Below are 12,934 nucleotides of genomic sequence, written 5' to 3'. Positions count from 1 at the left end.
GATGAGAAAGGCAGGGGTGCGATAGCCGACGGGAAAGGATGGCTTTTCTGAAACCCGTCATTCTGGCGGCCATTGCCGTGCGGCGTGGACGATGGTCAGAATCCAGACGATATCATCCCGCACTTCATAGACGAGCCGATAGTTCCGATGGGGGCTGATTTCGCGCGTACCGGCAACCAGTCCAGTGTGGCCGATGAAAGGAAAGTCGGCCAGTCGTCGGGCCGTGTCGCTAAACGCCTTGTCCATCCGGATAGCGGCATCGCCATTGTCGGCAGCGATATGGTCCCAAATGGCGACGCGGTCGTGTCGGGCCTGGGCCGACCAGCGGACCTTCATTCGGAGCGGGTGGCCGCCGCGCGCCGTGCCGCGAATTCCGCTTCCACCTCTTCGTCCGTCAGGCTGTCGCCTGCTGCGATCGCGGCCCGCGCATTGCCGACCTTGGTTTCCAGAAAGGCCTGATAACTGCGCTTTTCCTGTTGTTCATGGATGAAACCGCGCATCAGTTCCCGCAGCACCTGCGATGCCGGGCGATGGAGCGCGCTGGCTTCGGCCATGAAGTCGTCCCTAAGGTCCGCTTCCAACTTCATCGTGAACAAAGCATCTTTGGCCATGGCAGATCCTTTCGTCATGACATCGTATATACGATGTTCATACCAACCGCCAATGGCTATGCCCGTTCAGTTCATCCGCTTGAAGATCCAGCCGATGCTCGATCCGCCCGGCAGCGCTTCGGCGGTGACGACCAACTGACGGGTCGGATGAGGGCGTCCGTCGCCATCGACCCACAGGCTGTCCTCGACGCTCAGTGCGCCGGCGCCCGCGCGAAACTGCCAGAGCGGGCCGAGGTCGATGCGCAGCAGCGCGCCCATATTGTCGGCGGTCAGGGTGGGTTCCACGCCCGGCGCCAGATGGAAGCGCAACTGCACCGGCTGTTTCGATGGCTTGCGGCGGCGCTCTGCCGGGGTCAGCATATCCTCGCCGCGAATTTCCTTGCCGTCGCCGCTCATCAGCAGCAGGCGGCGATGCACATAGCCCATGCGCCGGACATAGCCGTCATGGGACAGGTCCAGCCGACTGCCATTGTCCAGTTCCTGCCGGTTCAGCTCCACCTCGGTCACGCCCTTGCCCAGCGTGCCGTCGGGCAGCAAGGCGGTGGAATTGCTGTCGTTCAGAACCAGCGTGCTGTGCGCCGCCGTGGTGCGTAGGCCCTGCGCCAGATCGCGGGGAATCCACGCGCCTTCCAATGCCGCGCCGCCGCAATTGACGATCAGGCGCAGGGGGCCGTCACTGATCTCGATCGCGCCGGTCGATGCGCAGCCAGCCTCGGCCAGCCGCGCGACCGGCGGCGGGGCGGCATCGATCTGCACCACGGTCGCGCCGGCGGCGATCCGTTGATAGCCCCAGTCGCGTGCCTGTCGCAGCGGCCGGGCGCGCACCCGGCTGGCGCCGACCACGGCAGAGACGGCATCCGGCGCGATCGCGCCAGCGCCCTGCCAGCTGCCAAGCCCGCCATCGCCATGGGTCAGCCCCAGCAGGGCCGGCACCGCGCGCGCCAGCCCTTCGCCAAGACAGGCGGGCGCCGGTTCGCGCCGCACATCATAGACGGCCTGCACCATGGACAGCAGCATCACCGCTTCCAGCTGCGCCAGCGGGGATCGCGACACGATGCCGCCATCGGCGTGAAAACCGCTGTCGATCGCGCGCTTGAGGCCGGCTTCGCCGAACAGCTTGCGCGCGTTGCCGCCGGGGATCAGCAGCGACGCTGCGACGATGCCGCTCCAGGCGACGAGCCGGGGAAGTCCCATCGGCGCCTTGTCGGCGCTCCGGTCGAGGTGGCGGGCGGTGCGCGCGATGCAGTTCAGGACGAGCGAGCGATAGACTAGGTCGCTGGACGAGAGGATCAGCGGCGCATGGGCGGTCCAGAACAGCAGGCGCCAGCCGGCATTGTCCGCGCGCCAGGCCGGCTCGCTGGGCGTTTCATGATGGGTCGCCAACCATTTGCGCATCACCGTTTCGGCGATCGGCGCGCCCTGTTCGCGCGAGGCGGCGCTGGACAGGTCGCGCAGCCAGCGGAAGCTGTGCAGATAATCGGCGAAGGCGGGGCCGACCGTCAGCCGGGCGAAGTCCAGCTTCTCGACCGGCAGCTTCTGTCCCCGGAACAGGAAATAGCCCGCCCGCATCGCCGCGCCTGCGCGCCCGTCGCCGGGAATGGCGTCGTCCGGCACGGCCAGCAGCTTGAGCGGATATTTGCCCTTCAGCTTGCGGCCGTGGATCGGCGTCTTCCAGCTGAGCAGATAAAATTGATTGGCGATCTTCTGGGCCAGCGACAGCCCCTTGTCATCCGCGACGCGGATGAGCCGCTTGCCCTGCTCTATGCTGTCGTCGGCCGCCTGCGGGGCGGTATCGAGCGCGGAGCGGGGGGAGATGCGCCGGGGTTCGCTCACCCGCCCCGCAGCTTCCGGATATTGTCGGCATAAGCGTCTGGCCCGCCGCGGAAGGTGGCGGTGCCGGCGACCAGTACGTCGGCGCCGGCCGCGATCGCCTTGGGCGCGGTCGTGAAATCGATGCCGCCATCGACCTGCAAGTGAATGTCGCGACCGGTCTTGTCGATCATCTTGCGGATCGCCTCGATCTTGCGCAGCTGGTTCTCGATGAAGCTCTGGCCGCCGAAACCGGGGTTGACGCTCATCACCAGGATCAGGTCGACATCATCCATCAGATAGTCGAGCATCTTGGCCGGGGTACCGGGGTTCAGCACCACGCCCGCCTTCACGCCCAGCGACTTGATATGCTGGACGGAGCGGTGGATGTGCGGCCCGGCTTCGGGATGGACGGTGATGATGTCGGCGCCAGCCTGGGCAAAGGCGTCCAGATACAGGTCCACCGGAGAGATCATCAGATGGACGTCGAACGTCTTTTGCGTGTGCGGGCGCAGCGCCTTCACCACGGCCGGGCCGATGGTGATGTTGGGCACGAAATGCCCGTCCATGACGTCGATATGCACCCAGTCGCAGCCAGCGGCGTCGATGGCGCGGACCTCCTCACCCAGGCGGGCGAAGTCGGCGGACAGGATGGAGGGCGAAATGAGAATAGGACGGGTCATTAACCGTTCGCCTTAATCACCGCCGGGGCGCAGGGCAACGGACATTTTCAGGCGAGTCGCGATTGTTGTTTGGAAGCCGCACCAGCCCTCTCCCGCGCATTTTTAAAATCGACTCCAACCCCTTTCAAAGCATGACGAAAATCGTGGGATCGAGCCTCTGCGAAGCGACCGCGCCTTTGGGCAGCAACTGCTTGACGCCATGCAGGCCGATGACGTCGTCAACCTCGTTCAGCACCGGCGCGGCGATCAGGCGCATCGCACATTCCCCCATGCCGTCGGCCTGATGAATATCGACGTCCAGCGTGAAGCCGCGCTTGTGGCGGATGGCATAGGCGCGCAGCCGCTCCATCGCCTCGCGCGAATCCGGGGCGTAGAGGGAGGCGGAGAGCGGGCGGGAGACGCTGCTGTCCCGTTCCAGCCCGAAGATATCATAGACCCCCGCCGTCCAGCTGATGCTGTTATCGCTGAGGTCGCAATGCCACAGGCCCAGGCCCCGTTCGGCCAGCGCCGCATCGTTACGGGCGATGCTGGAATCGAGCAGCACGGGGGCAAGATGCGCGCGCAGGTCGTAGAGCGGCCAGCTATGATGAAGGGGTAAAGGCTCGATCGGACGCATGGCGGACCTTAAAAACAAGAGCCTTTCCATAGGCTAAACTTGGTTAAGGCTTAGTTTGCCTGTCTGGCAAGCCGCGCGATGAAAAATCCGTCCGTCCCGCCCTGCGCCGCCAATGTGTCGGGCAGGGTGCGCAGCCAGCCTTGCTCGGTCGGTGCCATACCCTCGGGCAGTTCGACCGGGTCGATCGGCCGCAGCGCGAAGCCGGGATGAGCGGCCAGGAAGCGTTCGACCTGCTCTTCGCCCTCGGCCCGCTCCAGCGAGCAGGTGGCGTAGATGATGTGCCCGCCCGGCTTCAGCCAGCCGGCGGTGCGGGCCAGCAATTCACCCTGCAATTCGGCTAGTTCCGCAATCTGGCGCGGGCCGATGCGGTGCAGCACGTCGGGATGGCGGCGATAGATGCCGGTCGCAGTACAGGGCGCGTCGAGCAGGATCGCGTCGACCGGCTCTTGCGGCTGCCACTGGCGCAGGTCGGCCGCCGTTACTTCGGCGGACAGGCCCGTGCGCGTCAGATTTTCGCTCAGCCGCTCCAGCCGCTTCTTCGACTGGTCGATGGCGGTCACGCGCCATCCGGCCGCCGCCAACTGCATCGTCTTGCCGCCCGGCGCGGCGCACAGGTCCAGCACGGTGCGATCCTCGCCCGCTCCCAGCAGCCGCGCGGCGCAGGAGGCCGCGATATCCTGCACCCACCAGGCGCCCTCGGCAAAGCCGGGGAGGTCGGGGATATTCGTGCCTTCGGGCAGGCGGACATGGCCGGGCGCGAGGGATGTGCCGCCCAATTGCGCTGTCCAAGTCGCTGTCTCACCGGCGTCGCGCAGGCTGACATCGACTGGCGGTCGCACGCCATAGGCATGGGCGGCGGCCTGCGGCATCGCATCGCCCCACTGGCCGGTCCAGCGTTCCGCCACCTGCGCCGGCAAGGTTGGGGGCACGGGCAGGCTGGGTTCGCCGCGCGTCACCGTGCCGAACACGCCATGGACCAGCTTGCGCGGGCCGCCATCGACCAGCGGCAGGGCGGTGGCGATCGCGGCATGGGGCGGGGTGTCGAGCGCCAATGTCTGCGCGAGCGCGATGCGCAGGACCATCCGCGCCTTGGCATCGTCGGGCAATATCTGCTTGGTGGCGCCGTCGATCATCGCGTCGAGATCGGGCAGATGGCGCAGCACTTCGGCGGCGATGGCATGGACCAGCGCCCGGTCGGCCGGCGGCAATCCCTGCGCCGCGCCATGCAGCGCCAGTTCCAGCGGATCGCCCCGCCGCAACACCGCGTCCAGCAGCTTGAGCGCTGCACGGCGGGCGGGAAAGCCTGGGACGTCGTCGGCGCGAGGGGGCTTAGGGCGGCTGCGATCTTGGGGGCGGGGCATGAAAGGCGGTTAAGCCAATTGGCCCCAAAATCAACCTCCGTTCGCTTCGAGCATGTCGAGAAGCGTGGCGCGCCTGCGTGGCCCCGTTTCTCGACTTCGCTCGAAACGAACGGATGTATGGAAAATCAGCGCCCGTTCGGGTCGAGCGCGCTGCGGCGCCGTGGCTGGTCCTTGGACGGCGCGGCATGGGGAGACAGCGCCGAAGCGCGCGGCGCTGCCGGCATTGCCGCGGAGCGAAGCGCCGGCGCGCCCATGTCCGCCGCAATATCCTGCAAGGCGGCGATGCGCTTCTCTGTCGCAGGGTGGGTGGAGAACAACTCGCTCACATGGGTTGGCACGATATAGAGCTGTGCCGCCGCCGGATTGCGCTCCGCCACCGGATTGGGGATGCGCTCGGCCTGTCCCGATATCTTGGCGAGGGCGGAGGCAAGTGCTTGCGGGTTGCCGCTAATCTCCGCTCCGGCGCGGTCGGCGCCATATTCGCGGGTGCGGCTGATCGCCATCTGCACGATCATCGCGGCAAAGGGCGCGACGATCACCGCCAGCAGGCTGGCGATCATATTGCCATGCCCATCCCGATCGTTGCCGCGAAAGAAGAGGCCGAAATTGGCCAGCATCGAAATGGCGCCGGCTATGGTCGCCACCATCGTCATGATCAGCGTATCGCGATTCTTCACATGGCCCAGTTCATGCGCCATCACGCCCGCCACCTCGTCCCGGCTCAGCATCGACAACAGGCCGCTGGTTGCGGCAACGGCGGCATTGTCGGGATTGCGACCGGTGGCAAAGGCGTTGGGTGCGTCCTGATCGATGATATAGACGCGCGGCATCGGCAGCCCGGCCCGCTGCGCCAGATCGCGCACCAGATTGTAGAAATCGGGCGCGCTTTGCGCATCGACTTCCCGCGCGTCGTGCATGCGCAACACGATCTTGTCGGCGTTCCAGAATGTGAAGAGGTTCATGCCCGCCGCCGCCAGCAGCGCGATGATCGCCCCGCCGCTGCCGCCCAGCGTATAGCCCAGCGCCATGAACAACGCCGTCAGCGCCGCCAGCAGCATGGTCGTCTTCATTCCGCTCACTTGCACTCCGCTCCTTTGCGGCCCAGATAGCGGGCCTCAGCCATGAATATGGGGTGGATCGGCCCCGTTCGCAATTGAAAGGCCGCACTTATGGGAACCTTCAACGGCAAGCGCCCGGCGCATGTGAAGCCGCCCGCCCACCTGTCCAAAAACCCGCCCGTGCCGCAGGCCGACGCGCTCGACGCGCCCTCGCGCCATGAGGAGGCGCTCAGCCCGGTCCGCTATGGCGACTGGGAGCGCAAGGGCATCGCCATCGACTTCTGATCCGCTAAATCCTTGACTCCATTCGTCTGATTCCGTTCGCCATGCTCCGCTCGCCGTCGATTATGCACGGCTGCCGATGGCCCGTGCCGCGCCTGCGGGGAGCCAAGCGCCCCTGCTCTGGCCTTTTATCCCGCAAGGGCTGAAGGCTTGAAGCCAAGAGGAGATTTTGGGGCGTGGGCGTACATTTGGTTTCGGATGTGAATGTGAAGTCGGTTTCGGGCTATGCGCCGGAAGATGCGGCGCTGCTCTGCGCGGTCGGGCGGCTCGTCTGCGCCTGGACGATGCTGGAACAGAGTTTGGAAGCCAAGATCGGGCTGTTGCGAGAGGGCATGGGGGACGTTCGCGTCGTGGGCGCCCGTACCCGGCCCAGCATGGCCAAGCTGATGACCGAATTGCGCACGATGGTGGCGATGCGCGACCGCCGCAACGCCAGTGCATTGACCGAGATTTCGGCGATCGAGCGCGACATACAGCGGATCGACCGGTTCCGTGCGCTGATCATCCAGGGTTTTCATCATCCCGAGGAGGGCGGCTTCACCTGCCGCGACGGACGCAACAATATCCAGCATGTCGCGTTTGAGCATCTGGACGGTGAAATTGCGGCGCTGGAAAGCGTCGCGAACCGTCTGCTCGCGGTCTGAAAATGGCGGGGGTGGGTGGTGTTTCCGCACCACATGCTCCACATCATCTTTCGGACGAATGTCATCATGCGTTCTGCGGGATTTCATCATAGTTTAATATTTGCGTGGCGCTTGACCTTTCGTGTCTGGACGGCAATCCAAAGCCGGGTCGCGTCCGCGCAAAGGGGAACCCATTTTGACCAAGCCAATTCGCAAAGCCGTTTTTCCCGTCGCTGGCCTTGGCACGCGTTTCCTGCCCGCGACCAAGGCGGTGCCCAAGGAATTGCTGCCGGTGGTCGATCGCCCGTTGATCCAATATGCGGTCGATGAAGCGCGCGAGGCGGGCATCGAGCAGATGATCTTCGTCACCGGTCGCGGCAAGGGCGCGATCGAGGATTATTTCGACATCGCCTATGAGGCGGAGGCGACCCAGCGCGAACGCGGCAAGGATCTGTCGGCGCTGGACGGTACGCGGCTAGAGCCCGGCAACGCGGTCTTCATCCGCCAGCAGGAGCCGCTGGGCCTGGGCCATGCCATCTGGTGCGCGCGCGACATTATCGGCGACGAACCCTTCGCCATCCTGCTGCCCGACGAGTTCATGAAGGGCGCGCGCGGCAATGGCTGCCTCAAGCAGATGGTCGATGCCTATGAGAAAGTCGGCGGCAATTTGGTCTGCGCGCTGGAAATTCCGATGGACGATACGCCCAATTATGGCGTGATCGATCCGGGGACGCGCGACGGCGCATTGACGCAGGTGAACGGGCTGATCGAGAAGCCGGCACAGGGGACCGCGCCGTCCAACCTGATCGTTCCGGGCCGTTATATTCTCCAGCCGGAGGTGATGAAGATCCTGGAAACCCAGGAAAAGGGCGCGGGTGGAGAGATTCAACTGACCGATGCCATGGCGGCCATGATCGGCAGTCAGCCGTTCCACGGCGTTACCTTCGAGGGCCGCCGTTTCGATTGCGGGTCCAAGGCCGGCTATATCGAAGCGAACTTGGCGTTGGCGCTGGAACGGCCGGATCTGGGCGAGCATATCCGCGCCTTCGCGACCGAAGAACTGGCCCGCTGATCGCCCAATATCGGGTCAGAGGGCGGGGATCAGCCGGACGATCAGCAGCGCAAGGCCCGACAGGGCGATGAGGCTGCCGATCGCCAGCTGCGCGGGGTGGACGATCTGCCGGACCGGCACGGCGATGGCTGTTTCGATTTTGCTCATGGTGCCAATATGGGCGCGCGCCGCTTTTTTGTCTCACGCATCCTTCCGTTCAGACTGACCGGCTGGAACGATCATAAAGAAAAGGCGGCTTCCCAATGGGAGCCGCCTTTTCTTTGATCGCTGTACGACAGGCTCAGAACGGCACTTCGTCGTCCAGGTCATTGTCGAAATTGGGGCTGCCGGCGCGGCTGGAGCCGCCGCCGCTGCTGGCGCCACTCTGGGCGCGACCGCCGCCAAAGCCACCGCCCTGGTTGCCACCGCCGCCCGAGCCGCCACCGAAATCGTCATAGTCGCCGCCGCCAAAGCCGGCCGATCCGCCCTGCCAGTCGCTCACGCCCTGCTGCGACCGACCACCGCCGCCGCCGTAGCCGCCGCCCTGGCCGCCACCGCCGCCCGGCGCGCCGTCCAGCATGGTCAGCACCGCGCCCGGCCCCGACAGCGACACTTCCGTCGTATAACGGTCGTTGCCGGACTGGTCCTGCCATTTGCGGGTGCGCAACTGGCCTTCGACATAGATTTTCGAGCCTTTACGCAGAAAGCGTTCCGCGACCCCGACCAGCCCTTCGCCATTGATGACGACGCTGTGCCATTCGGTGCGCTCCTTGCGCTCCCCGGTCATGCGGTCCTTCCAGCTTTCGGACGTGGCGATACGCAAATTGCATATCTTGCCGCCATTCTGGAAGCTCTTGACCTCCGGGTCGGCGCCCAGATTGCCGACCAGAATGACCTTGTTGACCGAGCCTGCCATGATTCCTCCGAAAGATTAGCTGGCCCTTATAGCGGCGCGCGCCGGCAAATCCAGCCGGCTCGGTGCGTTGCGATAGGCTTTGCGGACCAGCCGATCCCTAGCCCAGCCCCAGCGCGATCGCCGTCCAGTAGGTGATGCCTGCCGCAACATAAGCCAGCACGAACAGATAACCGACCATGAAGCCGGTCCATTTCCAGCCCGCCGTCTCGCGCCGCGTCACCGCGATGGTGGAAATACATTGCGGCGCAAAGACGAACCAGGCGAGGAAGGCGAGCGCGGTCGCCAGCGACCAGCGCCCCTGCAACCGTTCGCCCAGCCCCTTGTCCAGCGCCTCCACATCGTCTTCGGCGTCGATCGCATAGACGGTGGCGATGGCGGACACGGCGACTTCGCGCGCGGCCATGGATGGCAGCAGGGCCAGCGAAATGTCGCGGTTGAAGCCGATCGGTTCGACCAGCAGATGGATGCCGCCGGCGATCCGGCCGGCGATCGAATATTCGCTCTGGCGCACGCCGTCGGGCGCCTTGGGGAAGCTCATCAACACCCACAGCACGATGTTGGTGAACAGGATGATGGTGCCCGCGCGCTTCAGGAAGATCACCGCGCGCTGCCACAGGCCGATCAGCAGATCCTGTAGCCGGGGCCACTGATATTTGGGCATTTCCATCAGGAATCCGCTGCTCTGCCCCTTCGTCACGGTCAGGCGCAGTGCCCAGGCGGCGACCAGTGCGCCGACGATGCCGAAGACATAGAGCAGGAACATCACCAGCCCTTGCAGGCCGATGCCCCAGCCGACCGTGCGGGCCGGGATGAACGCGCTGATGATCAGGCCATAGACCGGCAGCCGCGCCGAACAGGTCATCAACGGCGCGATCAGGATCGTGGTCAACCGGTCCTTGGGATCGGAAATGGTGCGCGTCGCCATGATGCCCGGCACGGCGCAGGCGAAGGAGGAGAGGAGCGGGATGAAGGCCCGGCCCGACAGGCCGACCCGCGCCATCAGCGCATCCATGATGAAGGCGGCGCGGGCCATATAGCCGGTCGCTTCCAGAATCAGGATGAAGAAGAAGAGGATCAGGATCTGCGGCAGGAAGACGATCACCGCGCCCACGCCGCCGACCACGCCCTGCAAAAGGAAATCGTGGACGATGCCCGGCGGCAGCGTGTTCGTCACCGCCTCGCCCAGCGCCGTCACCCATCCTTCCAGCATGTCCGCGGGCGCGCTGGCCCAGCTGAACACCGCCTGGAACATCACGAACAGCAAGGCGAGCAGGAGGACGAAGCCGGCGACGGGGTGCAGCAGCACTCGGTCCACCGCCGCCGTCAGCCGTCGCGAAGGCGTTTCCCGTACGATCGCCGCGCGGGCGATTCGCCGCGCTTCGGCGCGCACCGTATCGAAATCGCGGGCGCCGTGGCCAGCATAGGGCCGGGGCGCGCCGTTCATCAGGCCGTCCAGTTCCTGGCGCAGATGGTCGAGGCCACGCTTGCGCACGGCGACGGTCGATATGACCGGCACGCCCAGTTCGCGCGACAGGATGTTGGCGTCCAGTTCCAGCCCGTCGCGGGTGGCCAGGTCGACCATGTTGAGCGCCACCACGGTCGGCAGGCCCAGCGCGATCAGTTCCAGCGCGAAGCGCAGATGATTGTCCAGGTTCGACGCATCGACCACGATAACCAGCGCGTCGGGCCGCTTCTCGCCATCCTGCTTGCCCAGGATGACGTCGCGCGTCACCTGTTCGTCGGGGCTGGTGGGATCCAGGCTATAGGTGCCGGGCAAATCGACCAGTTCGACCGGGCGACCGTCGGTCAGGGCCAGCCGGCCCGCCTTGCGCTCCACCGTGACGCCCGGATAGTTGCCCAGCTTCTGACGGGCGCCGGTCAGCGCGTTGAACAGCGCGCTCTTGCCGGCATTGGGATTGCCGACCAGCGCGACCAGCGGCAGCGCGCTCATGCCGGTGCGTCCTGCGACCCGACGCCGTCGGGGCCGGTGCGCACCGTAACGGCGGCGGCGTGGGTGCGGCGCATGGCGATGGTCATACGGCCGACCTTGCACGCGATCGGCCCCTTGCCCAGGAAACCGCCATGGTGCAGCGCCTCCACGCTCGCCCCCTCGCACAAGCCATATTCACGCAAGCGCTGGCCTTCGGACGGGGTAAGGGCGGACCAGTCGATCAGATCGACATAAGCGGGTTGCCGCAACGGCAGTTCGGTCAGGCGCAAAGCTATGGACTCACAGTCTATTTTTGCGAGTGACTATCAATACCGATTGGTTAACGCCAGAAAAAACGCGTTTCCAGCCAATTGCCCGATCGAATTGTGCCGCTCAGATTGCGGGATAGCGCAGCCGCCCGATGAAGCGGGAGAGGCTGAGGTGCTCGCCGCCGCCCACGCCCTTCAGCTTGGCCTTGGCCTTTTCGAACTGCATCACATTCTCGATGCGCCGGCTCAGGAAGGCACGGCTGTCGGCATGACCTTCGCTCTCATCGTCCACGAACACCAGCAAGGTGGCGGCATAGACGGCGGTCAGCGTCGTGCGCTTGCTATAATGGTTGAAATCGACGGCCGTGTCGCCCGCCGCGCGCCACATGACGTCGGCCGCGCGCCAGCCCAGCTTCCCCGCGCGCACCGCGTTGGTCGGCAGCGCCAGAATCGCGATCGCGCGGCGCAGCGCTTCCCTGTCGGGCGCCAGCAGCGTCAGCCGCGCTTCGATCAGCGCGATGATCTTCTTGCGGATCGACAGCGCCGCCAACTCGTCCGTCGGCAGGGCCGCGATCATGCCGGCGTCGATGCTGGCGAACCAGGCGTCGATCATGTCGACAGGACTATCGGCAAAGGCGAGCGCGGCGATATCCGGATCGATCCCCTTTTCCTGCGCCGCCATCGTCACCGCTTGGCGGCGCCAGCCGTCGAAGGCGGCATGGCGCGCCAGTGCCGGCGCCAGCAAGACGCGGATTTCGTCGAGAGTGAGATCGTCCTGTGCTTCGCTCATACACCCTTATCTAGGCCCGTGACGGCAGGCGCACAAGCACCAGCGCGGCCGCCACGGCGCCCATGCCGATCAGATCGACGGGGCTGAGCCATTCGTCGAACAGCAGCCAGCCCAGCAATGCCGCCACCGCCGGTTGCAGCAACAGGCTGACGCCCACGATCAACGGCGAAAACCAGCCGATCGCATAGGTGAGCAACCCCTGGCCGACGATCTGGCTCGACAAGGCCAGGATGACGAGCGGCGTCCAGTGGCCCGGCATCACCCGTTCCCCCAGCATCAGTGCAAAGGCCAGCAGCAAGGGCGCGCTGACCGCGCTGGACACGGCGAGGATCGACCAGCTTTCCAGCCGGCCGCGCGCCCGCTGCACCACCAGCAGATAGGCGGTATAGAGGATGCCGGCGAGCAGGCAGAGCAGATCGCCCTTCAGATTGCCGATCGACAGGTCGTAACTGCCACCCATCATGATGAGCGCGCCGATCGCCGCCAGGCTGAGCGCCGCCGCCTGCATCCGCTTCGGCTTCTGGCGCAGCACCAGCAGCGCCCAGGCCGGCAGGAACAGCCCGCTCAGATTGCCGAAGACGGTGGCATTGGCGACCTTTGTATAGACGATGCCAAGATGCCAGGCGGCCAGATCCGCCGCGAAGAGCGCGCCTGCCAGCGCCAGTGCGCCCCATTCGCCGCGTGTCGGCGGCATGCGGGTCAGGCCCGGCCGCGCCAGCAGCAGCAAAAAGGGCAGGGCGATCGCCAGCCGCCAGAAGGCCGCCGCCACCGGCCCCACATCCGACAGGCGCACCAGCACCGGCCCCAGCGGCAGAATCAAATTCGCCAGCAGCAGCGCCGGAAAGGCAAGGCGCGGCATGTTTATGTGCGCGGCGGGGGTTGAACTGGCCATGGCCGCTCCCTAGCTGGCTTTGTGCACCAAGTCCCGTTGCAAA

The 12,934-nt window shown here is 65.7% G+C and carries 16 protein-coding genes; 3 read left to right on the top strand and 13 right to left on the bottom strand.

Annotated elements, in window-relative coordinates; all coding sequences use genetic code 11:
- Nucleotides 1–57: 57 nt before the first annotated feature.
- The 7 genes from F4U95_RS15515 to htpX form a co-directional block, all read right to left on the bottom strand.
- Nucleotides 58–336 (bottom strand): type II toxin-antitoxin system RelE/ParE family toxin, encoded by a 279-nt coding sequence (locus F4U95_RS15515; RefSeq protein ID WP_150426294.1) that lies wholly within the window; start codon nucleotides 334–336, stop codon nucleotides 58–60.
- Nucleotides 333–611: an antitoxin of toxin-antitoxin stability system gene (locus F4U95_RS15510; protein WP_150426293.1), complete on the bottom strand. Its 279-nt coding sequence runs from the start codon at nucleotides 609–611 to the stop codon at nucleotides 333–335. The genes F4U95_RS15515 and F4U95_RS15510 overlap by 4 nt, the downstream gene beginning before the upstream one ends.
- Before the next feature lie 66 nt (nucleotides 612–677).
- On the bottom strand, nucleotides 678–2,444 hold the full coding sequence (locus F4U95_RS15505) for a heparinase II/III family protein (protein WP_150426292.1): 1,767 nt from the start codon (nucleotides 2,442–2,444) through the stop codon (nucleotides 678–680).
- A complete protein-coding gene (gene rpe, locus F4U95_RS15500; RefSeq protein ID WP_120251243.1) occupies nucleotides 2,441–3,103 on the bottom strand; it encodes a ribulose-phosphate 3-epimerase in 663 nt (220 codons plus the stop codon). The genes F4U95_RS15505 and rpe overlap by 4 nt, the downstream gene beginning before the upstream one ends.
- Before the next feature lie 124 nt (nucleotides 3,104–3,227).
- The gene (locus tag F4U95_RS15495) at nucleotides 3,228–3,719 is read right to left on the bottom strand and encodes a diguanylate cyclase (protein ID WP_150426291.1); all 492 of its coding nucleotides are present in this window, start codon (nucleotides 3,717–3,719) and stop codon (nucleotides 3,228–3,230) included.
- Between the two features lie 50 nt (nucleotides 3,720–3,769).
- Complete coding sequence (locus F4U95_RS15490; protein ID WP_150426290.1) at nucleotides 3,770–5,080, bottom strand: RsmB/NOP family class I SAM-dependent RNA methyltransferase; 1,311 nt, start codon at nucleotides 5,078–5,080, stop codon at nucleotides 3,770–3,772.
- 125 nt (nucleotides 5,081–5,205) lie between these two features.
- Nucleotides 5,206–6,159, bottom strand: coding sequence for a zinc metalloprotease HtpX (gene htpX / locus F4U95_RS15485; protein ID WP_211363995.1), 954 nt, complete (start codon nucleotides 6,157–6,159; stop codon nucleotides 5,206–5,208).
- A gap of 90 nt (nucleotides 6,160–6,249) precedes the next feature.
- Here htpX and F4U95_RS15480 point away from each other — a divergent pair, with 90 nt between their 5' ends.
- From F4U95_RS15480 to F4U95_RS15470, 3 genes are all read left to right on the top strand, one after another.
- Nucleotides 6,250–6,423 (top strand): DUF1674 domain-containing protein, encoded by a 174-nt coding sequence (locus tag F4U95_RS15480; protein WP_150426289.1) that lies wholly within the window; start codon nucleotides 6,250–6,252, stop codon nucleotides 6,421–6,423.
- Nucleotides 6,424–6,596: 173 nt separating this feature from the next.
- Nucleotides 6,597–7,064, top strand: coding sequence for a hypothetical protein (locus F4U95_RS15475; protein ID WP_172598790.1), 468 nt, complete (start codon nucleotides 6,597–6,599; stop codon nucleotides 7,062–7,064).
- Nucleotides 7,065–7,236: 172 nt separating this feature from the next.
- The gene (locus F4U95_RS15470; RefSeq protein WP_150426343.1) at nucleotides 7,237–8,115 is read left to right on the top strand and encodes a UTP--glucose-1-phosphate uridylyltransferase; all 879 of its coding nucleotides are present in this window, start codon (nucleotides 7,237–7,239) and stop codon (nucleotides 8,113–8,115) included.
- Between the two features lie 15 nt (nucleotides 8,116–8,130).
- Here the strand turns inward: F4U95_RS15470 and F4U95_RS25390 are convergent, their stop codons facing one another.
- From F4U95_RS25390 to F4U95_RS15445, 6 genes are all read right to left on the bottom strand, one after another.
- Nucleotides 8,131–8,262 carry a hypothetical protein gene (locus F4U95_RS25390; protein WP_281347238.1) on the bottom strand — a complete coding sequence of 44 codons (132 nt, stop codon included), beginning with the start codon at nucleotides 8,260–8,262 and terminating at the stop codon, nucleotides 8,131–8,133.
- A gap of 133 nt (nucleotides 8,263–8,395) precedes the next feature.
- Nucleotides 8,396–9,010, bottom strand: coding sequence for a single-stranded DNA-binding protein (gene ssb / locus F4U95_RS15465; RefSeq protein ID WP_150426288.1), 615 nt, complete (start codon nucleotides 9,008–9,010; stop codon nucleotides 8,396–8,398).
- A 97-nt stretch (nucleotides 9,011–9,107) separates the two neighbouring features.
- Nucleotides 9,108–10,961 carry a ferrous iron transporter B gene (gene feoB, locus F4U95_RS15460; RefSeq protein WP_150426287.1) on the bottom strand — a complete coding sequence of 618 codons (1,854 nt, stop codon included), beginning with the start codon at nucleotides 10,959–10,961 and terminating at the stop codon, nucleotides 9,108–9,110.
- Entirely contained in the window at nucleotides 10,958–11,230 is a 273-nt protein-coding gene (locus F4U95_RS15455; RefSeq protein WP_150426286.1) for a FeoA family protein, read from the bottom strand. Before F4U95_RS15455 ends, feoB begins: the two co-directional genes overlap by 4 nt.
- A 103-nt stretch (nucleotides 11,231–11,333) precedes the next feature.
- Nucleotides 11,334–11,999 carry a COQ9 family protein gene (locus F4U95_RS15450; RefSeq protein ID WP_150426285.1) on the bottom strand — a complete coding sequence of 222 codons (666 nt, stop codon included), beginning with the start codon at nucleotides 11,997–11,999 and terminating at the stop codon, nucleotides 11,334–11,336.
- A gap of 10 nt (nucleotides 12,000–12,009) precedes the next feature.
- A complete protein-coding gene (locus tag F4U95_RS15445) occupies nucleotides 12,010–12,891 on the bottom strand; it encodes a DMT family transporter (RefSeq protein ID WP_150426284.1) in 882 nt (293 codons plus the stop codon).
- Between the last annotated feature and the right edge of the window lie 43 nt (nucleotides 12,892–12,934).

The sequence above is a fragment of the Sphingobium limneticum genome, assembly GCF_008710165.1.
GTDB classification, from domain to species: domain Bacteria; phylum Pseudomonadota; class Alphaproteobacteria; order Sphingomonadales; family Sphingomonadaceae; genus Sphingobium; species Sphingobium limneticum.
Note: the sequence above shows the minus strand (reverse complement) of the source record. Positions and strands in the feature narration are given on the sequence as shown.

Bases quoted from the DNA above. Each gene is read 5' to 3' on its own strand.
- F4U95_RS15445 (WP_150426284.1), bottom strand. From the start codon at position 12,891: ATGGCCAGTTCAACCCCCGCCGCGCACATAAACATGCCGCGCCTTGCC.
- F4U95_RS15480 (WP_150426289.1), top strand. From the start codon at position 6,250: ATGGGAACCTTCAACGGCAAGCGCCCGGCGCATGTGAAGCCGCCCGCC.
- F4U95_RS15495 (WP_150426291.1), bottom strand. From the start codon at position 3,719: ATGCGTCCGATCGAGCCTTTACCCCTTCATCATAGCTGGCCGCTCTAC.
- F4U95_RS15490 (WP_150426290.1), bottom strand. From the start codon at position 5,080: ATGCCCCGCCCCCAAGATCGCAGCCGCCCTAAGCCCCCTCGCGCCGAC.
- rpe (WP_120251243.1), bottom strand. From the start codon at position 3,103: ATGACCCGTCCTATTCTCATTTCGCCCTCCATCCTGTCCGCCGACTTC.
- F4U95_RS15510 (WP_150426293.1), bottom strand. From the start codon at position 611: ATGGCCAAAGATGCTTTGTTCACGATGAAGTTGGAAGCGGACCTTAGG.
- F4U95_RS25390 (WP_281347238.1), bottom strand. From the start codon at position 8,262: ATGAGCAAAATCGAAACAGCCATCGCCGTGCCGGTCCGGCAGATCGTC.
- feoB (WP_150426287.1), bottom strand. From the start codon at position 10,961: ATGAGCGCGCTGCCGCTGGTCGCGCTGGTCGGCAATCCCAATGCCGGC.
- F4U95_RS15515 (WP_150426294.1), bottom strand. From the start codon at position 336: ATGAAGGTCCGCTGGTCGGCCCAGGCCCGACACGACCGCGTCGCCATT.
- F4U95_RS15450 (WP_150426285.1), bottom strand. From the start codon at position 11,999: ATGAGCGAAGCACAGGACGATCTCACTCTCGACGAAATCCGCGTCTTG.
- ssb (WP_150426288.1), bottom strand. From the start codon at position 9,010: ATGGCAGGCTCGGTCAACAAGGTCATTCTGGTCGGCAATCTGGGCGCC.